Origin of the sequence: Pseudomonas sp. QLc11A (assembly GCF_052112305.1) — a bacterium.
Classification (GTDB): Bacteria; Pseudomonadota; Gammaproteobacteria; order Pseudomonadales; family Pseudomonadaceae; genus Aquipseudomonas; species Aquipseudomonas laurylsulfatiphila.
The window spans coordinates 442,968-457,374 of sequence record NZ_JAVAJJ010000002.1; the positions used below are offsets into that span (position 1 = coordinate 442,968).

Below are 14,407 nucleotides of genomic sequence, written 5' to 3' on the forward strand. Positions count from 1 at the left end.
TTCGGGCGATACGCAACCCCCCGCAAGCCGGTATGGGTGTTCTGGCACTCGCCTCCAATGGCACTTTGCGCAAGAATGGCGGCCATCAAACGCATGCAACTGGAGAGCCCACCATGAACGTAGTGACCACCGACCTGCCCGGTGTTCTGATCCTCGAACCCAAGGTCTTTGGTGACGATCGTGGTTTCTTCTACGAGAGTTTCAATGCCAGGGCCTTCAAAGAGGCTACCGGGGTGGACACTGAGTTCGTTCAAGACAATCACTCCCGTTCGCAGAAGGGTGTGCTGCGCGGCCTGCATTACCAGCTGGAAAATACCCAGGGAAAACTGGTCCGCGTCACAGTCGGTGAAGTGCTGGACGTCGCCGTGGACATCCGTCGCAGCTCGCCGCACTTCGGCAAATGGGTCGCCGTGCGGCTGTCCGCCGCCAATCATCGGCAGCTCTGGGTCCCGGAAGGTTTTGCCCACGGGTTTGTCGTACTCAGCGAATTTGCCGAGTTCCTGTACAAAACCACCGACTACTACACGCCATCGGCCGAACGCAGCATTCGCTGGGACGACCCGGACCTGGCCATCGACTGGCAACTGAAAGGCACGCCGCAACTGTCGGCCAAGGATCAGGCCGGCGTGTTTTTCAAGGACGCCGACGTCTTTGCCTGAAAGGCCGGCTGAAACTCGCCTTTCAAGATGCAGCTGACCCAAGGCGGGCAAGCCTAGGCATAATGCGCCTGTACCCACAGGCGCATGCTGCTCATGAAACCGACTCTCCCCCCCAGACCCCGTTGGCGCAGCCTGGCCCTGCTGGCACTGTGCCTAGCGCCATTGCTGTGGCCGCTGGAGCACCTGGCCGAGCGCTATTACCGCAGCGAACTGGCCAGCCAGAATCGTCAGACCCTCGACCTCTATGTCGCCAACCTGCTGGGCACCCTGCACCGCTATGAAGTGTTGCCGCAAATCCTCGGTGACCTGCCGGCCCTGCGCGCCGTTGTCGGTGCACCGGACGATGGCGTCACCCAGGGCAATGCCAACCGCCTGCTGAAAAATATCGCCACCCAGACCGGTGCCGAAGTCATGTACCTGATGGACGCCACCGGCAAGACGCTGGCCGCCTCCAACTGGGACAAGCACGACAGCTTTGTCGGGCGCAATTTTTCCTTCCGGCCGTATTTCAGCGAAGCCATGGCCGGGCGGCTCGGGCGCTTCTTTGGTTTGGGTACCACCTCCGCCAAGCGCGGTTACTTCTTCGCCGCCGGCGTACGCAATGGCGAAAAAATCGTAGGGGTGCTGGTGGTCAAGGTCGACCTCGACCACACCGAAAGCCTCTGGGGCAAAACCCCGGAACAACTGCTGCTGACCGACCACAACGGGGTGGTCATTCTCACCTCGAGACCGGAGTGGCGATTCCGCTCGACCCGCCCGTTGAGCGAAGCCGAAAGCAAAGCCATCACTGCGATCCAGCCCTATCCAACCCGCGATCCCAAACCGCTGGAGCTCAACCCCAACGCCTGGCTGACCCAGACCCAGCAGATCGCCGAAACCGGCTGGAATGTCAGCATCCTCGCCCCGCGCACCTTGATCGACCGTCCGGTGCGCACGGTGGTGGCCATCGGCGGTGCAACGCTGCTGGTGGTGATGCTGTTGCTTGGCCTGATGATGCAGCGCCGCCGCCATTACCTCGATCGCATTGCTTTCGAAGCCAAGGCCCGCCGCGAACTGGAAGGTCGGGTCGCCGAGCGCACCAGCGATCTCGAAGGCCTGAACCGGCGCCTGAAACAGGAAGTACTGGAACGCGAGCAGGCCCAGCAGGAGCTGGTCCGCGCCCAGGATGATCTGGTCCAGGCCGGCAAACTGTCGGCACTGGGCACCATGTCGGCAAGCATCAGCCATGAACTCAATCAGCCGCTGGCAGCGATTCGCAGTTATGCGGAAAACGCCGAGATATTGCTCGACCACCAGCGCACCGACGATGCCCGCGGCAATCTCAAGCTGATCAGCGAACTGACCGGTCGCATGGCCTCGATCATCGCCCACCTGCGCGCCTTTGCCCGGCGTGACCGGCATGCCCCGGAAAGCGTGGCCCTGCAACCGGCACTGGATGATGCCCTGGCCTTGTTGGCCAAGCGCCGACGCAGCATGGACGTCGAGCTGATCCGTGATCTGCCCGCCGCCACCCTGTGGGTCGAGGCCGGGGAAACCCGCCTGCGCCAGGTGCTCGGCAATCTGCTGGCCAACGCCCTGGATGCCCTGACGGAAAAAGGCCCGCCACGCAAACTCTGGTTGAGTGCCCAATCCACGACCGAAGGCGTCAACCTGTACATTCGCGACAACGGCCCGGGCTTTTGCATGGAGGCCCTTGGACGCGCCAGCGAGCCGTTCTACACCACCAAGACTCGAACCCAGGGCCTGGGTTTGGGGCTGGCGATTTGCGAAACCCTGATGCGCGCCTTCGGTGGTGAACTGTCGTTCGCCAACCACAAGGAAGGCGGCGCCCTGATTACCCTGAAGCTGCGCGCAGGCGCACCAGGCGTGAGCCTGCAACCGTCCGAGGACCGAAGTGCATGACCATCGACAACCGCATTCAGGTCGTGTTGATCGACGACGATCCCCACTTGCGCCAGGCCTTGAGCCAGACGCTGGATCTGGCCGGCCTGAAGATCCTGCCGCTGGCCGAAGCCAAGGGCCTGGCCGGGCAACTGGAGCGCGACTGGCCGGGTGTGGTGGTCAGCGACATCCGCATGCCCGGCATGGACGGTCTGGAACTGCTGACCGAACTGCACGCCCAGGACCCTGAATTGCCGGTGCTGCTGATCACTGGCCACGGCGATGTGCCACTGGCGGTGCAGGCCATGCGCGCCGGGGCCTATGACTTTCTCGAGAAGCCGTTCGCCAGCGACGCTTTGCTCGACAGCGTGCGCCGCGCGCTGGCCCTGCGCCGGCTGGTGCTGGACAACCGCAGCCTGCGGTTGGCCTTGAGCGACCGCAACGAACTGAGCGCCCGCCTGGTTGGCCATTCACCTTCGATGCTGCGCCTGCGCGAGCAGATCGGCGCCTTGGCGGCGACCAAGGCCGACGTGCTGATCCTCGGCGAAACCGGCGCCGGCAAAGAAGTCGTGGCCCGGGCGCTGCACGATCTATCAGGCCGGCGCAACGGTCCGTTCGTGGCGATCAATGCCGGTGCCCTGGCCGAATCAGTGGTCGAAAGCGAGCTGTTCGGCCACGAGCCCGGCGCCTTCACTGGCGCGCAGAAACGCCGCATCGGCAAGTTCGAATTCGCCAATGGCGGCACCTTGTTCCTCGATGAAATCGAAAGCATGAGCCTGGATGTGCAGGTCAAATTGCTGCGCTTGCTGCAGGAGCGCGTGGTCGAACGCCTGGGCGGCAATCAACAGATCCCGCTGGACATCCGCATCATCGCCGCGACCAAGGAAGACCTGCGCCAGGCAGCGGATCAAGGGCGCTTTCGTGCCGACTTGTATTACCGCCTGAACGTCGCGCCGCTGCGGATTCCACCCTTGCGCGAACGGGGCGAAGACGCGCTGATGCTGTTCCAGCATTTCGCCGACGAAGCCAGTGCCCGCCACGGCTTGCCGCCCCATGAACTGCAACCAGGACAACGTGCCCTGCTGCTGCGCCACACCTGGCCCGGCAATGTGCGCGAGCTGCAAAATGCGGCCGAGCGTTTTGCCCTCGGGCTGGAACTGGCCCTCGACAACAGCACGCCGGAAGGCGGCGCTGGCCCTATGGCCGAAGTCGTCAGCGGTGGGTTGAGCGAGCAAGTGGAGAACTTCGAAAAAACCCTCATCGCCGCCGAACTGGCGCGCTCGCACAGCTCCGTGCGCAGCGTCGCCGAAGCCCTCGGCATTCCGCGCAAGACCCTGCACGACAAACTGCGCAAGCACGGTTTGAGCTTTTCGGACAGTGGCGCTTCGGCCCACCCTGATGACCTCGACTGAGCTACCGTCCAATCATCCAATTCAAGCAAGAGGCCCCCTGAATGAGCCGCGACAGTCGACAACTGGAATCAGTCCTCCATCACGACATTCCCCTCACCCGGGACATGGGCCTCAGAGTGCTCGACTGGCATGACCAGCAACTGCGCCTGCACTTGCCGCTGGAAGCGAACGTCAACCACAAGAGCACCATGTTCGGCGGCAGCCTGTATTGCGGCGCGGTCCTGGCCGGTTGGGGCTGGCTGCATTTGCGCCTCAAGGAAGAAGGCATCACGGACGGGCACATCGTGATTCAGGAAGGGCAGATCAGCTATCCGCTGCCGGTGACGGGCGATGCCAACGCTATTTGCCAGGCGCCGGATCCGGTGATCTGGAAGAAATTTTTGACCACGTTCCAGCGGTACAGCCGAGCTCGGTTGACGCTGCATACGCGGGTCGTCAATGAAGGTCGTGATGAGGATGCGGTGCGGTTTGTCGGGCAGTACGTATTGCACCGCTGAATGTGAGGGGTGTTGTACAACCTGTGGCGAGGGGGCTTGCCCCCGTTCGACTGCGCAGCAGTCGCAATTCAGGCAATGACGTTTAGCTGAAAATGCGCAGCGGCCGAGTTTGGGGCCGCTGCGCAGCCCAACGGGGGCAAGCCCCCTCGCCACAAAATAAAGGTGAGTTCAGGAGCGTGCCAATTCCAGCAGCTTCTCCCGCCAAGCCGCCTTCGCCGGCAACGCCAGAAAGAACGCATTCAACAGCGACTCCCGCGCCGGATAGCTGAACGGCTCACCACTCAGCTCCAGCACCTCACCGCCCGCACCTTCCAGTACGCCTTGGGCGGCCGCCGTGTCCCACTGCGAAGTCGGTGCCAGACGCGGATAGCAATCCGCGACCCCTTCAGCCAGCAAACAGAATTTCAGCGAACTGCCGATGTTGGCCAGTTGCAGCTCGCCAAGACTGGCGCTCAACCCGGCCAGCAAACGCTCCTGCTCCGGGCTCGAATGGCGACGGCTGGCCACCACGGTGAACGACTCTCCGGGCGCTAATGCATCACGCACCTTGATCGCCACTGGCGTACCACCTTTATCGCCACGCCACGCGCCGAGGCCGGCGCCACCGACATAGAAACGACCATTGGTCGGCATCGACACCACACCGAACACCACCCGACCGTTTTCTATCAGAGCGATGTTGACGGTGAACTCTTCGCTGCCGCTGATGAACTCCTTGGTGCCATCCAGCGGATCGACCAGCCACCAGCGCTGCCATCCGGCCCGCACGCTTTGCGCAATGTTGGCGTCCTCTTCGGAGAGCACCGGGATGCCCGGATCCAGCGCCGTCAGTCCGGCCAGAATCAGGTGGTGCGCGGCCAAGTCAGCAGCGGTCACCGGCGAATCATCAGCCTTTGCCGTGACGGCCGTGCCTGTACGCCAGAACGGCAGGATCGCTTCGCCGGCCTGCAAAGCCAGCTCAATGACCGATGCCATCAACGGATGCGGGAAATTCATGACTGGAACGCTCCGCGCTGAGTCAACAGGTCTCGGGCCAGGTACAGCGCCGCCAAGGCACGGCCTTCGGTAAATTGCGGGTTTTGCGCCAGCGCCGAGAGTTCACGCAGATTGACCTTGTCCACCCGCATCGGCTCGGGTTCGTCGCCCTCCAGGCGCGCTTCGTAGAGGTCGGTGGCCAGCACCACCTGAATCTTCTGGCTCATGTAGCCGGGGGACAACGACAACTCGGTCAGGTGCTCCAGCTGTCGCGCGCCGAACCCGGCCTCTTCCTTGAGCTCACGCTCGGCCGCCGCCAACACGTCTTCGCCCGGCTCGATCAAACCCTTGGGCAAAGACATTTCGTATTCATCGGTGCCGCCGCAATACTCCTCGACCAGCACCGCATGCTCGGCATCGAGCATCGCCACGATCATGACCGCGCCGTACCCGGCCCCTTTGCCAACCAGGCGCTCATACGTACGCTCCACGCCATTGGAAAAGCGCAGCTTCAGCTCCTCCACGCAGAACAATCGACTGGTGGCGACAATTTCGCGGGCGAGTATGGTGGGTTTCTGGCGCATGCAAAGCTCCTTGGCGTGAACGCGCTACTATAACGCGGCTTTCCCGTTTGTTTACGCCAGAAATCTTTCTACTGCCCGAGACGTTGCCATGCCTTCATTACCCTGGTCCGACATCGATACCGTTCTGCTGGACATGGACGGCACGTTGCTTGACCTGCATTTCGACAACCACTTCTGGATGGAGCACCTGCCCCAGCGTTACGCCGAATTGCACGGGGTCAGCCGGTCCATGGCCGAGATGGAATTGCAGCCGTTGTTCGAGCGCAATGCCGGCCAGCTGCAGTGGTACTGCCTGGACTTCTGGAGTGCCGAACTGAAGCTGTCGGTGCGCGACCTGAAACTGGAAACCGCGCATCTGATCGCCCTGCGCCCGGATGCCGACACCTTTCTGACGGCGATCAAACGGGCCGGCAAGCGCGTGGTGCTGATCACCAACGCCCATCGGGATGCGCTGTCGTTGAAGCTGGAAAAAATCGAACTGGCGCCCTACTTCGAGCGCCTGATCAGTTCCCATGACTACGGCTTCCCCAAGGAAAACCCGCAGTTCTGGGATGCGCTGCAAGCCGATATCGATTTCGAACCGGCACGCAGCCTGTTCATCGATGACACCTTGCCGATCCTGCGCAGTGCGCGGGATTTTGGTGTGGCGCATTTGCTGGCCGTGCGTGAACCGGATAGTCGCAAGGGGCCGAAGGATACGGCGGAGTTTGCGGCGGTCGGGGATTATCGGGATTTGATTGCAGGACTTTGATACCGAGGCGCCTGCTTCGCGGGCAAGCCACGCTCCCACAGGATCTGCGTCGTTCGCATCCATTGTGAAACGGCTCAGACTCTGTGGGAGCGTGGCTTGCCCGCGATGGCCATCACGCGGTTTGACGACTTACTCAGGAATCCGCAACGATTGCCCCGGGTAGATTTTGTCCGGGTGCGACAGCATCGGTTTGTTGGCTTCGAAAATCTTGTTGTACTTGTTGGCATCGCCGTACACGCGCTTGGAAATCGCGCTGAGGGTGTCGCCCTTCACGACGGTGACAAACACCGCGGCCTTCACCACCGGCCCGGTCACAGTGATCTGATCATCCACGCTGCCAACCCCGGCAATATTGCCCACGGCCAACAGAATTTTTTCCTTCTCTTCCTGGCTTGCCACTTCGCCGGTCACGGTCACTTTGTCACCATCGACCGTCGCCTGCACATTCGGGTTGCCCAGCCCGACCTTTTTGATGTGCTCCTTCAATTGCTCACTGGCATTGGCGTTGCCTGGCGTCAGCAAATCCAGCAGTTTTTCGCCTGCCTCCTTCACAAAGCTCAAAAGACTCATGGTGCACTCTCCTTGGGGTTGGGGTTGGGGTTCCAGACGCAAAAGCCTAGACCACGGCCACCACTTGCGAATCCAACCCGACCAATGACCCCGCTTGCGATAGAATCCGCCACTTCCCGCGCCCAGGAGCGAAGATGGACATCAAGCAGCTGAAATTCCTCATCGCGCTCGACGAAACCCGCCATTTCGGCCAGGCCGCCGCACGCTGCCACATCACCCAGCCAACCCTGTCCATGCGCCTGCGCAGCCTCGAAGAAGAACTCGAGCTGCCGCTGGTCAATCGCGGCCAGCGCTTCGAAGGCTTCACCGCGCCGGGCGAGCGGGTGCTGGCCTGGGCGCGCACGGTGTTGGCGGCCTATGACGGCTTGTATGCCGAGGCCGCTGCCTGTCGCGGCAATCTGGTCGGCACGTTGCGCCTGGGCATGGTGCCGTTGTCGAGCTTCGATCCGCTGCCCCTGCTGCAACGCCTGCACGCCCAACACCCGAACCTGCGCTTCGAGCTTTCAGCGTTGAGTTCGGAACAGATCCTCGAACAACTGGCGAACAATCGCCTGGATCTCGGTGTTTCCTACCTGGAACGCCTGGACGCCGAACATTTCGACTCCCTGGCCTTCAGCGAAACCCGCATGGGTCTGCTCTACGACCAACGCTTCTTCACCTTTGGCGAGGCGCCGCTGAGCTGGGAATCGTTGATCGAACTGCCACTGGGCATGCTCACCAGCGGCATGCACTTTCGCCAGTCGATCGACCATAACTTCCATAGCCGCGGCCTCACCCCACAACCCTTGCTGCAGACCGACGCCGTCCATCAACTGCTTCAAGCCGTGCACGGCGGCCTGTGTTGCGCCGTGATGCCCCTGGACGGTGGCCTCGAAGGGTTGACCGACCACTTGCGCCTGCAACCGATCGAGAACGCCCAGACCCTTGGCCGCCTGGGGCTGATCATGCGTCGCAGCGCGCCACGCTCGGCCCTGGCGGAAGCCTGTTTCGCGATTTATCAGCAATCACTGACGAGCGCTTGATCGACGGCATCTATCGGTAGATCAGTATTAGCGATTAGACGCGACAGTTTGCCGCGCCTAGTCTTAAAGCTGATCAAACCGTGGGTGATGCCATGAACACCAAGCGCCCTGCCTGCGCGGCGCCTGCCCTCGAAACGCCCGCGCCCGCCGCCAGCCAGACGTACAGCTACAGCAACTTTGAATACTCGGAATCGGACAGCACCGCCCTGGCCGAGGAAGTCGCGTTGGCGATTGCCTATAACGGCATCAGCCAGGCGGTCATGCTGGTAACGCCAACGGATCTGGAGGACTTCATTGTCGGCTTCAGCCTGGGCAGCGGCATCATCCAGGACGCCTCGGACATCTACGACCTGCAACTGAGCGGCTCGGGCTCGGCGCAATACGCGCAAGTGACCATCGCCAATCGCGCCTTCTGGAACCTCAAGCAGCAGCGTCGGCAACTGGCCGGCACCAGCGGTTGCGGGCTGTGCGGCGTGGAAGCGGTCGAGCAGGCCTTGCCTGACCTTCAGGTATTGCCCGGCGCCCCGCTGCCACCCGTTGAATGGCTCGATGGCCTGCGCCAGCGCATCGGCGCCTTCCAGCCTTTGGGCCAGCATTGCGGTGCGGTGCACGCTGCGGTGTTCATGAACGATCAGGGCGAGTTGCTGATGGGCCGCGAAGACATAGGCCGACACAACGCCCTCGACAAGCTGATCGGTGGCCTTGTCCGCCAGAACATCCCGACCGCCGGCGGGCTGGCGATTGTCACCAGCCGCTGCAGTCTCGAATTGATCCAGAAAGTCCTGCGCGCCGGCATCCAGACCCTGGTCAGCCTGTCGTCGCCCACGGGCCTTGCCGTGCAATGGGCTCGGCGCCACAACCTCAACCTCATCCATTTGCCACAGAAGAATGCGCCGCGGGTCTACAGCCCAACGTTGGAGAATCAAGCGTGAGTCAACACCGTCAAGCCGACCAGACCCCCGTCCCTCGCTACAAGCCCTACAAAGGTCCTGCCGGTGGCTGGGGCGCTCTGATCAGCGTGGCGCAGGCCTGGTTGACCAGCGACAACGCACTGAAAAACCTGCGCATCATGCTCAAGACCAACCAGAACGGTGGCTTCGACTGTCCGGGTTGCGCCTGGGGCGATTCTCCGGAAAAGGGCATGGTGATGTTCTGCGAGAACGGCGCCAAGGCGGTGAACTGGGAAGCGACCAAGCGCCGTGTCGACGCCAAATTCTTCGCCAGACACAGCGTCACTTCGTTGCTGGAGCAGAGCGACTACTGGCTCGAATACCAGGGTCGCCTGACCGAGCCGATGCGCTACGACGCCGAAACGGACCGCTATAAATCGATCAGTTGGGACGACGCCTTCGCGCTGATCGCCAAACACCTGAACGGCTTGTCGAGCCCGGACCAGGCCGAGTTCTACACCTCGGGCCGTGCCAGCAACGAAGCGGCTTATTTGTACCAGCTGTTCGTGCGCGCCTTCGGCACCAACAACTTCCCTGACTGCTCGAACATGTGCCACGAGGCCAGCGGTGTGGCGCTGTCGCAAAGTGTCGGCGTCGGCAAAGGCACCGTGACGTTCGACGACTTCGAACACGCCGATGCGATTTTCGTCTGGGGCCAGAACCCCGGCACCAACCACCCACGCATGCTCGAACCGCTGCGTGAAGCCGTGAAACGCGGTGCGCAAGTGGTGTGCATCAACCCGCTCAAGGAGCGCGGCCTGGAACGTTTCCAGCACCCGCAACACGCGATCGAAATGCTCACCAACGGCGACAAACCGACCAACACCGCGTTTTTCCGCCCGGCCCTCGGTGGCGACATGGCGATCATGCGCGGCATGGCGAAATTTCTCTTGCTGTGGGAACGCGACGCACAGAAATCCGGCGCACCCGCGGTGTTCGACCATGACTTCCTCAATGAGCACAGCGTCAATGTGCTGGAGTACCTGGCGGCCATCGACGACACCCCGTGGGAGCAGATCGTCGAGCAGTCCGGCCTGACCCTGGTCGAGATCGAGCAAGCGGCGCGCATGTACGCCAAGGGCAAGAACGTCATCATGTGCTGGGCCATGGGTATCACCCAGCATCGCCATTCGGTGGCGACCATCCAGGAGATCGCCAACCTGATGCTGCTGCGCGGCAACGTGGGCCGCCCGGGTGCAGGCCTGTGCCCGGTGCGGGGTCACAGCAACGTGCAGGGTGACCGGACCATGGGCATCAACGAACGTCCGCCGGCAGCCTTTCTCGATGCCCTGGAGCGCCGCTTCCAGTTCAAGGTGCCACGTCACAACGGCCACAACGTGGTCGAGGCGATTCATGCCATGGCCGAAGGCCGGGCGAAAGTCTTCATCGGCCTGGGCGGCAACTTCGCCCAGGCCACGCCGGACAGCCCGCGCACGTTCCAGGCTTTGCAAAACTGTGACCTGACCGTGCAGATCAGCACCAAGCTCAACCGCAGCCATTTGACCCACGGCAAGGACGCGTTGATCCTGCCGTGCCTGGGCCGCACCGACATCGATATCCAGAACGAAGGCCCGCAAGCGATAACCGTCGAAGACTCGTTCAGCATGGTCCACGCCTCCAATGGCCAGTTGCAGCCGCTGTCGAACCAGATGCGCTCGGAACCGGCGATCCTGGCCGGTATCGCTGCCGCGACACTGGGCAGCCACCCGGTGGACTGGAACTGGCTAGTGGCCGACTACAGCCGCATCCGCGACCTGATCGCCGAGACCATTCCCGGTTTCACGGACTTCAACGAGAAGGTCAAGAATCCCGGCGGCTTCTACCTGGGCAACAGTGCCGGCGCACGCAAGTGGAGTACCGACTCGGGCCGGGCCAACTTCCGCCCGAACGCACTGCCCATAGACCTGGTGCACGAACGCACCCGCGCCACCGGTGTGCTGCCGGACCTGATCATGCAATCGATGCGCTCCCACGATCAGTACAACACCACGATCTACGGCCTGAATGACCGCTATCGCGGGGTGAAGGGACAACGCGACGTGTTGTTCGTCAACGAGGCCGACATCATTCGCCTGGGCTTCAAACCGGGGCAAAAGGCTGACATCGTTTCGCTCTGGGACGATGGGGTCGAACGTCGGGTGAAAGGCTTCACCCTGCTGGCATTCGACATCCCGGCCGGGCAAGCGGCGGCGTACTACCCGGAAGTGAATCCGCTGGTGCCGCTGGAAAGCACCGGCGATGGCAGCCATACCCCGACATCGAAGTTCGTGGCGATCCGGTTGGAAGCGGCGAGCGAGACCGGGTTGATCATGGCCAGGTCTGCGTAACGCTTCGCCTGAACCGGCCCCTTCGCGAGCAAGCCCGCTCCCACATTGAATCTCTTGCGTACACAAAATTTGTGTTCGCTGAAGATCCAATGTGGGAGCGGGCTTGCTCGCGAATACGGTAGATCAAACAACAAACTTTCCGAATTCTGCACTTTCCTTTCGCCCACAAAAAAGGCCGTTTCCTGATGAAAACGGCCTTTGCGAAGTAGTAAAAGACCGGCAAAAAAACGTTAAGTTCCACCAAAAAAACAGTAACTTGCAATATTGTATACAAGTCGTGTTATTCGTCGGATTTCGATTGTCACGCCCATTCCAGAGCCTCAGGATCGCGCCGTCATCCCCTTGAGGTTCCTCCATGAAGTTCTCCTCGATTCTCTTGTTGTCCCTTGGCCTGGTCAGCGGTATCGCGTCTGCTGGCGGCACCACCGAAGCCGGTGTAGGCGGCGCATTGGGCGGGGTTCTAGGCTCGGTCGTCGGTCAGTCGTTAGGCGGCAGTACAGGTTCCACCATCGGCGCGGCCCTGGGCGGCGCGGGTGGTAGTGCCGTCGGCGCAAACAAACACAGCCGTGGCGAAGCAGCCATTGGCGGTGCGTTGGGCGCAGCGGGCGGTAACGTGGTCGGCCGCAGCGTGGGCGGCACCACCGGCAGCCTGATCGGCGCAGCAGCAGGCGGCGGCGCCGGTGGTGCGCTGGGTAACTACATGGGCAAAGAGTACGATAATGATGACGACGACGATCGTCGTTCGTATCGCGGCCATGGTGATCGTCGTTACTACCGTGACGGCCATCCAGGCCGCGGCCATGCCTATGGCCATCGCAAGCACCGCCACAAGTACTACCGCGACTAAGGCCTCGAGCGCCTCGCTGATCAGTACAACAAAAATCGCAGCCCAAGGGCTGCGATTTTTTTTGCCTTACTGAACCACCAGACGCTCCAGCGCCCCGCGTAACCCGGCAGGAATCGCTACGGGTTGATTCGACGCACGATCGACAAACACATGCACGAAGCGCCCTGCCGCACAGGCTTCATCCTCGCCTTGCCTGAACACGGCCAGTTCGTACTGCACCGAACTGTTGCCCAACTTGCCCACGCGTAGACCGATCTCGATGCGATCCGGGAAAGCAATGGACGCAAAGTAATCACAGGAGGAGCTCACCACGAACCCCACCACTTCGCCGTCATGGATATCCAGACCGCCGACTTCGATCAGGTAAGTGTTAACCGCCGTATCGAAGAAGCTGTAATAGGTGACGTTATTGATGTGACCGTAGGCGTCGTTGTCGTGCCAGCGGGTGGTGATGGGCTGGAAATGCGGATAGTCGGTGCGTTGAGGCATCAGCGTTGCATCCTGGAATGGGTTTACCAAGTCTAAGGCGAAAAACGCGATTTCGTTCTTCGCGAGCAGGCTCGCTCCCACAATGGATCATCGCCGAACACACATTTTGCAGACAATGAAGTAACAATGTGGGAGCGAGCCTGCTCGCGAAGGCGCCCTTGCAGACGCTACATCAATCACTGGTCAGCAAAGCCCTTGCCCGCCACCGCCAACTCTCCAATCAACCGCGCCGGGTTCCAGTGATCGCCCTGACGCGTCTCAAGATCGATCAGGCGCCGATGGATATCCGCCAGCCCTTGTTGATCCGCCCAGGCCATCGGCCCGCCCTTGTCCGCCGGAAAACCGTAACCATTGAGGTAGACCAGATCGATATCCCGAGCCGATCCGGCAATGCCTTCCTGCAGGATCTTCGCGCCTTCGTTGACCAGTGCCAGCAAGCAGCGCTCGAGAATCTCCTCCGGGCCGATCTCGCGACGCTGAAATCCCAGCTTTTCACTGACTTGAAGCACCAGTGCATCGACCTGCGGATCGTGCTCGGCCTGCCGGCTGCCCGGTTCGTAATGGTAAAAACCGTTGCCACTCTTTTGGCCGAAACGTTCCAACTCGCACAGTCGATTGTCCACCTGAACTTCAGGCGCGTCCTGCCCGACACCGGACAGTTGCCGTGCTCGCCACTGCAGGTCGACGCCCACCACGTCGAACATGCGGAAAGGCCCCATGGCGAAACCGAACCCTTGCAGCGCTGCGTCTATCTGGTAGGGATAAGCCCCTTCCAGCAGCATTTTCCGCGCCTCAAGCACATAGGTATTGAGCATGCGGTTGCCGATGAAACCGTCACAATTGCCCGCCACTACACTGACCTTGCCCATGCGCTGGCCGAGCGCCAGCGCCGCGTCGAGGACTGCCGGAGCAGTCTGCGCGCCACGGACGATTTCCAGCAGCTTCATGATGTGCGCCGGGCTGAAGAAATGCAGGCCCAGCACTTGCTGTGGTCGGCGTGTGACTGCCGCGATAGCGTCGATGTCCAGCGCCGAAGTATTGCTCGCCAGAATCGCTTCAGGTTTGAGCAAGCCATCGAGCTCACGGAAGATTTTCTGCTTGAGCTCAAGGTTTTCGTACACCGCTTCGATGACCAGGTCGACATCGCGGATGGCCACATAACCATCGGCCGCCGTTACGCGCGCGATACGGGCGTCGGCTTCTGCCTGATCAATGCGGCCCTGACGCACACTGTGGGCGTAGGTGTCCGCCACGGTTGCCATTGCCTGTTCCAGCATTTGCGGATTGTTGTCGACCCACTGCACGGCCACTCCGGCGTTGGCCAGGCACATGACAATGCCACGGCCCATGGTGCCCGCGCCGATGACGGCGGCGCGCTGAATATTCGACGGTGTCTGGCTCATGTTTTGTTCTCTTGTTGGCGATCCGAAGACAGCCACCACC

The 14,407-nt window shown here is 61.7% G+C and carries 14 protein-coding genes; 9 read left to right on the forward strand and 5 right to left on the reverse strand.

Features of this window, described 5'->3' with window-relative positions:
- The first annotated feature begins 113 nt into the window (after positions 1-113).
- From rfbC to Q8X48_RS04885, 4 genes are all read left to right on the forward strand, one after another.
- Positions 114-659: a dTDP-4-dehydrorhamnose 3,5-epimerase gene (rfbC, locus tag Q8X48_RS04870; RefSeq protein ID WP_407799836.1), complete on the forward strand. Its 546-nt coding sequence runs from the start codon at positions 114-116 to the stop codon at positions 657-659.
- A gap of 93 nt (positions 660-752) precedes the next feature.
- Positions 753-2,561 carry a sensor histidine kinase gene (locus tag Q8X48_RS04875; protein ID WP_102673949.1) on the forward strand — a complete coding sequence of 603 codons (1,809 nt, stop codon included), beginning with the start codon at positions 753-755 and terminating at the stop codon, positions 2,559-2,561.
- Positions 2,558-3,952 carry a sigma-54-dependent transcriptional regulator gene (locus Q8X48_RS04880; protein ID WP_217836893.1) on the forward strand — a complete coding sequence of 465 codons (1,395 nt, stop codon included), beginning with the start codon at positions 2,558-2,560 and terminating at the stop codon, positions 3,950-3,952. Before Q8X48_RS04875 ends, Q8X48_RS04880 begins: the two co-directional genes overlap by 4 nt.
- A gap of 41 nt (positions 3,953-3,993) precedes the next feature.
- Positions 3,994-4,449: a YiiD C-terminal domain-containing protein gene (locus Q8X48_RS04885; RefSeq protein WP_015093042.1), complete on the forward strand. Its 456-nt coding sequence runs from the start codon at positions 3,994-3,996 to the stop codon at positions 4,447-4,449.
- Positions 4,450-4,617: 168 nt separating this feature from the next.
- On the opposite strand, the gene cysQ is transcribed toward Q8X48_RS04885, so the two are convergent.
- Positions 4,618-5,445, reverse strand: coding sequence for a 3'(2'),5'-bisphosphate nucleotidase CysQ (gene cysQ, locus Q8X48_RS04890; RefSeq protein ID WP_407799837.1), 828 nt, complete (start codon positions 5,443-5,445; stop codon positions 4,618-4,620).
- The gene (gene nudE / locus Q8X48_RS04895; protein ID WP_007972833.1) at positions 5,442-6,008 is read right to left on the reverse strand and encodes an ADP compounds hydrolase NudE; all 567 of its coding nucleotides are present in this window, start codon (positions 6,006-6,008) and stop codon (positions 5,442-5,444) included. The genes cysQ and nudE overlap by 4 nt, the downstream gene beginning before the upstream one ends.
- Positions 6,009-6,096: 88 nt before the next feature.
- Here nudE and yrfG point away from each other — a divergent pair, with 88 nt between their 5' ends.
- Complete coding sequence (gene yrfG / locus Q8X48_RS04900) at positions 6,097-6,759, forward strand: GMP/IMP nucleotidase (protein ID WP_407799838.1); 663 nt, start codon at positions 6,097-6,099, stop codon at positions 6,757-6,759.
- Between the two features lie 129 nt (positions 6,760-6,888).
- On the opposite strand, the gene lysM is transcribed toward yrfG, so the two are convergent.
- A complete protein-coding gene (gene lysM / locus Q8X48_RS04905; RefSeq protein ID WP_102673942.1) occupies positions 6,889-7,329 on the reverse strand; it encodes a peptidoglycan-binding protein LysM in 441 nt (146 codons plus the stop codon).
- A 134-nt stretch (positions 7,330-7,463) separates the two neighbouring features.
- On the opposite strand from lysM, the gene Q8X48_RS04910 reads away from it, so the two are divergent.
- The 4 genes from Q8X48_RS04910 (at position 7,464) to Q8X48_RS04925 (ending at position 12,475) form a co-directional block, all read left to right on the forward strand.
- Complete coding sequence (locus Q8X48_RS04910; protein WP_126048643.1) at positions 7,464-8,351, forward strand: LysR family transcriptional regulator; 888 nt, start codon at positions 7,464-7,466, stop codon at positions 8,349-8,351.
- 92 nt (positions 8,352-8,443) lie between these two features.
- On the forward strand, positions 8,444-9,283 hold the full coding sequence (gene fdhD / locus Q8X48_RS04915; RefSeq protein ID WP_407799839.1) for a formate dehydrogenase accessory sulfurtransferase FdhD: 840 nt from the start codon (positions 8,444-8,446) through the stop codon (positions 9,281-9,283).
- A complete protein-coding gene (locus Q8X48_RS04920) occupies positions 9,280-11,628 on the forward strand; it encodes an FdhF/YdeP family oxidoreductase (RefSeq protein ID WP_407799840.1) in 2,349 nt (782 codons plus the stop codon). Before fdhD ends, Q8X48_RS04920 begins: the two co-directional genes overlap by 4 nt.
- 355 nt (positions 11,629-11,983) lie before the next feature.
- On the forward strand, positions 11,984-12,475 hold the full coding sequence (locus Q8X48_RS04925) for a glycine zipper domain-containing protein (RefSeq protein ID WP_095964523.1): 492 nt from the start codon (positions 11,984-11,986) through the stop codon (positions 12,473-12,475).
- A 66-nt stretch (positions 12,476-12,541) separates the two neighbouring features.
- Here Q8X48_RS04925 and Q8X48_RS04930 read toward each other — a convergent pair whose 3' ends face one another.
- Both Q8X48_RS04930 and Q8X48_RS04935 read right to left on the reverse strand, forming a co-directional pair.
- The gene (locus Q8X48_RS04930) at positions 12,542-12,964 is read right to left on the reverse strand and encodes an acyl-CoA thioesterase (RefSeq protein WP_407799841.1); all 423 of its coding nucleotides are present in this window, start codon (positions 12,962-12,964) and stop codon (positions 12,542-12,544) included.
- 176 nt (positions 12,965-13,140) lie between these two features.
- Positions 13,141-14,367, reverse strand: coding sequence for a 3-hydroxyacyl-CoA dehydrogenase (locus Q8X48_RS04935; RefSeq protein ID WP_407799842.1), 1,227 nt, complete (start codon positions 14,365-14,367; stop codon positions 13,141-13,143).
- Positions 14,368-14,407 lie beyond the last annotated feature (40 nt).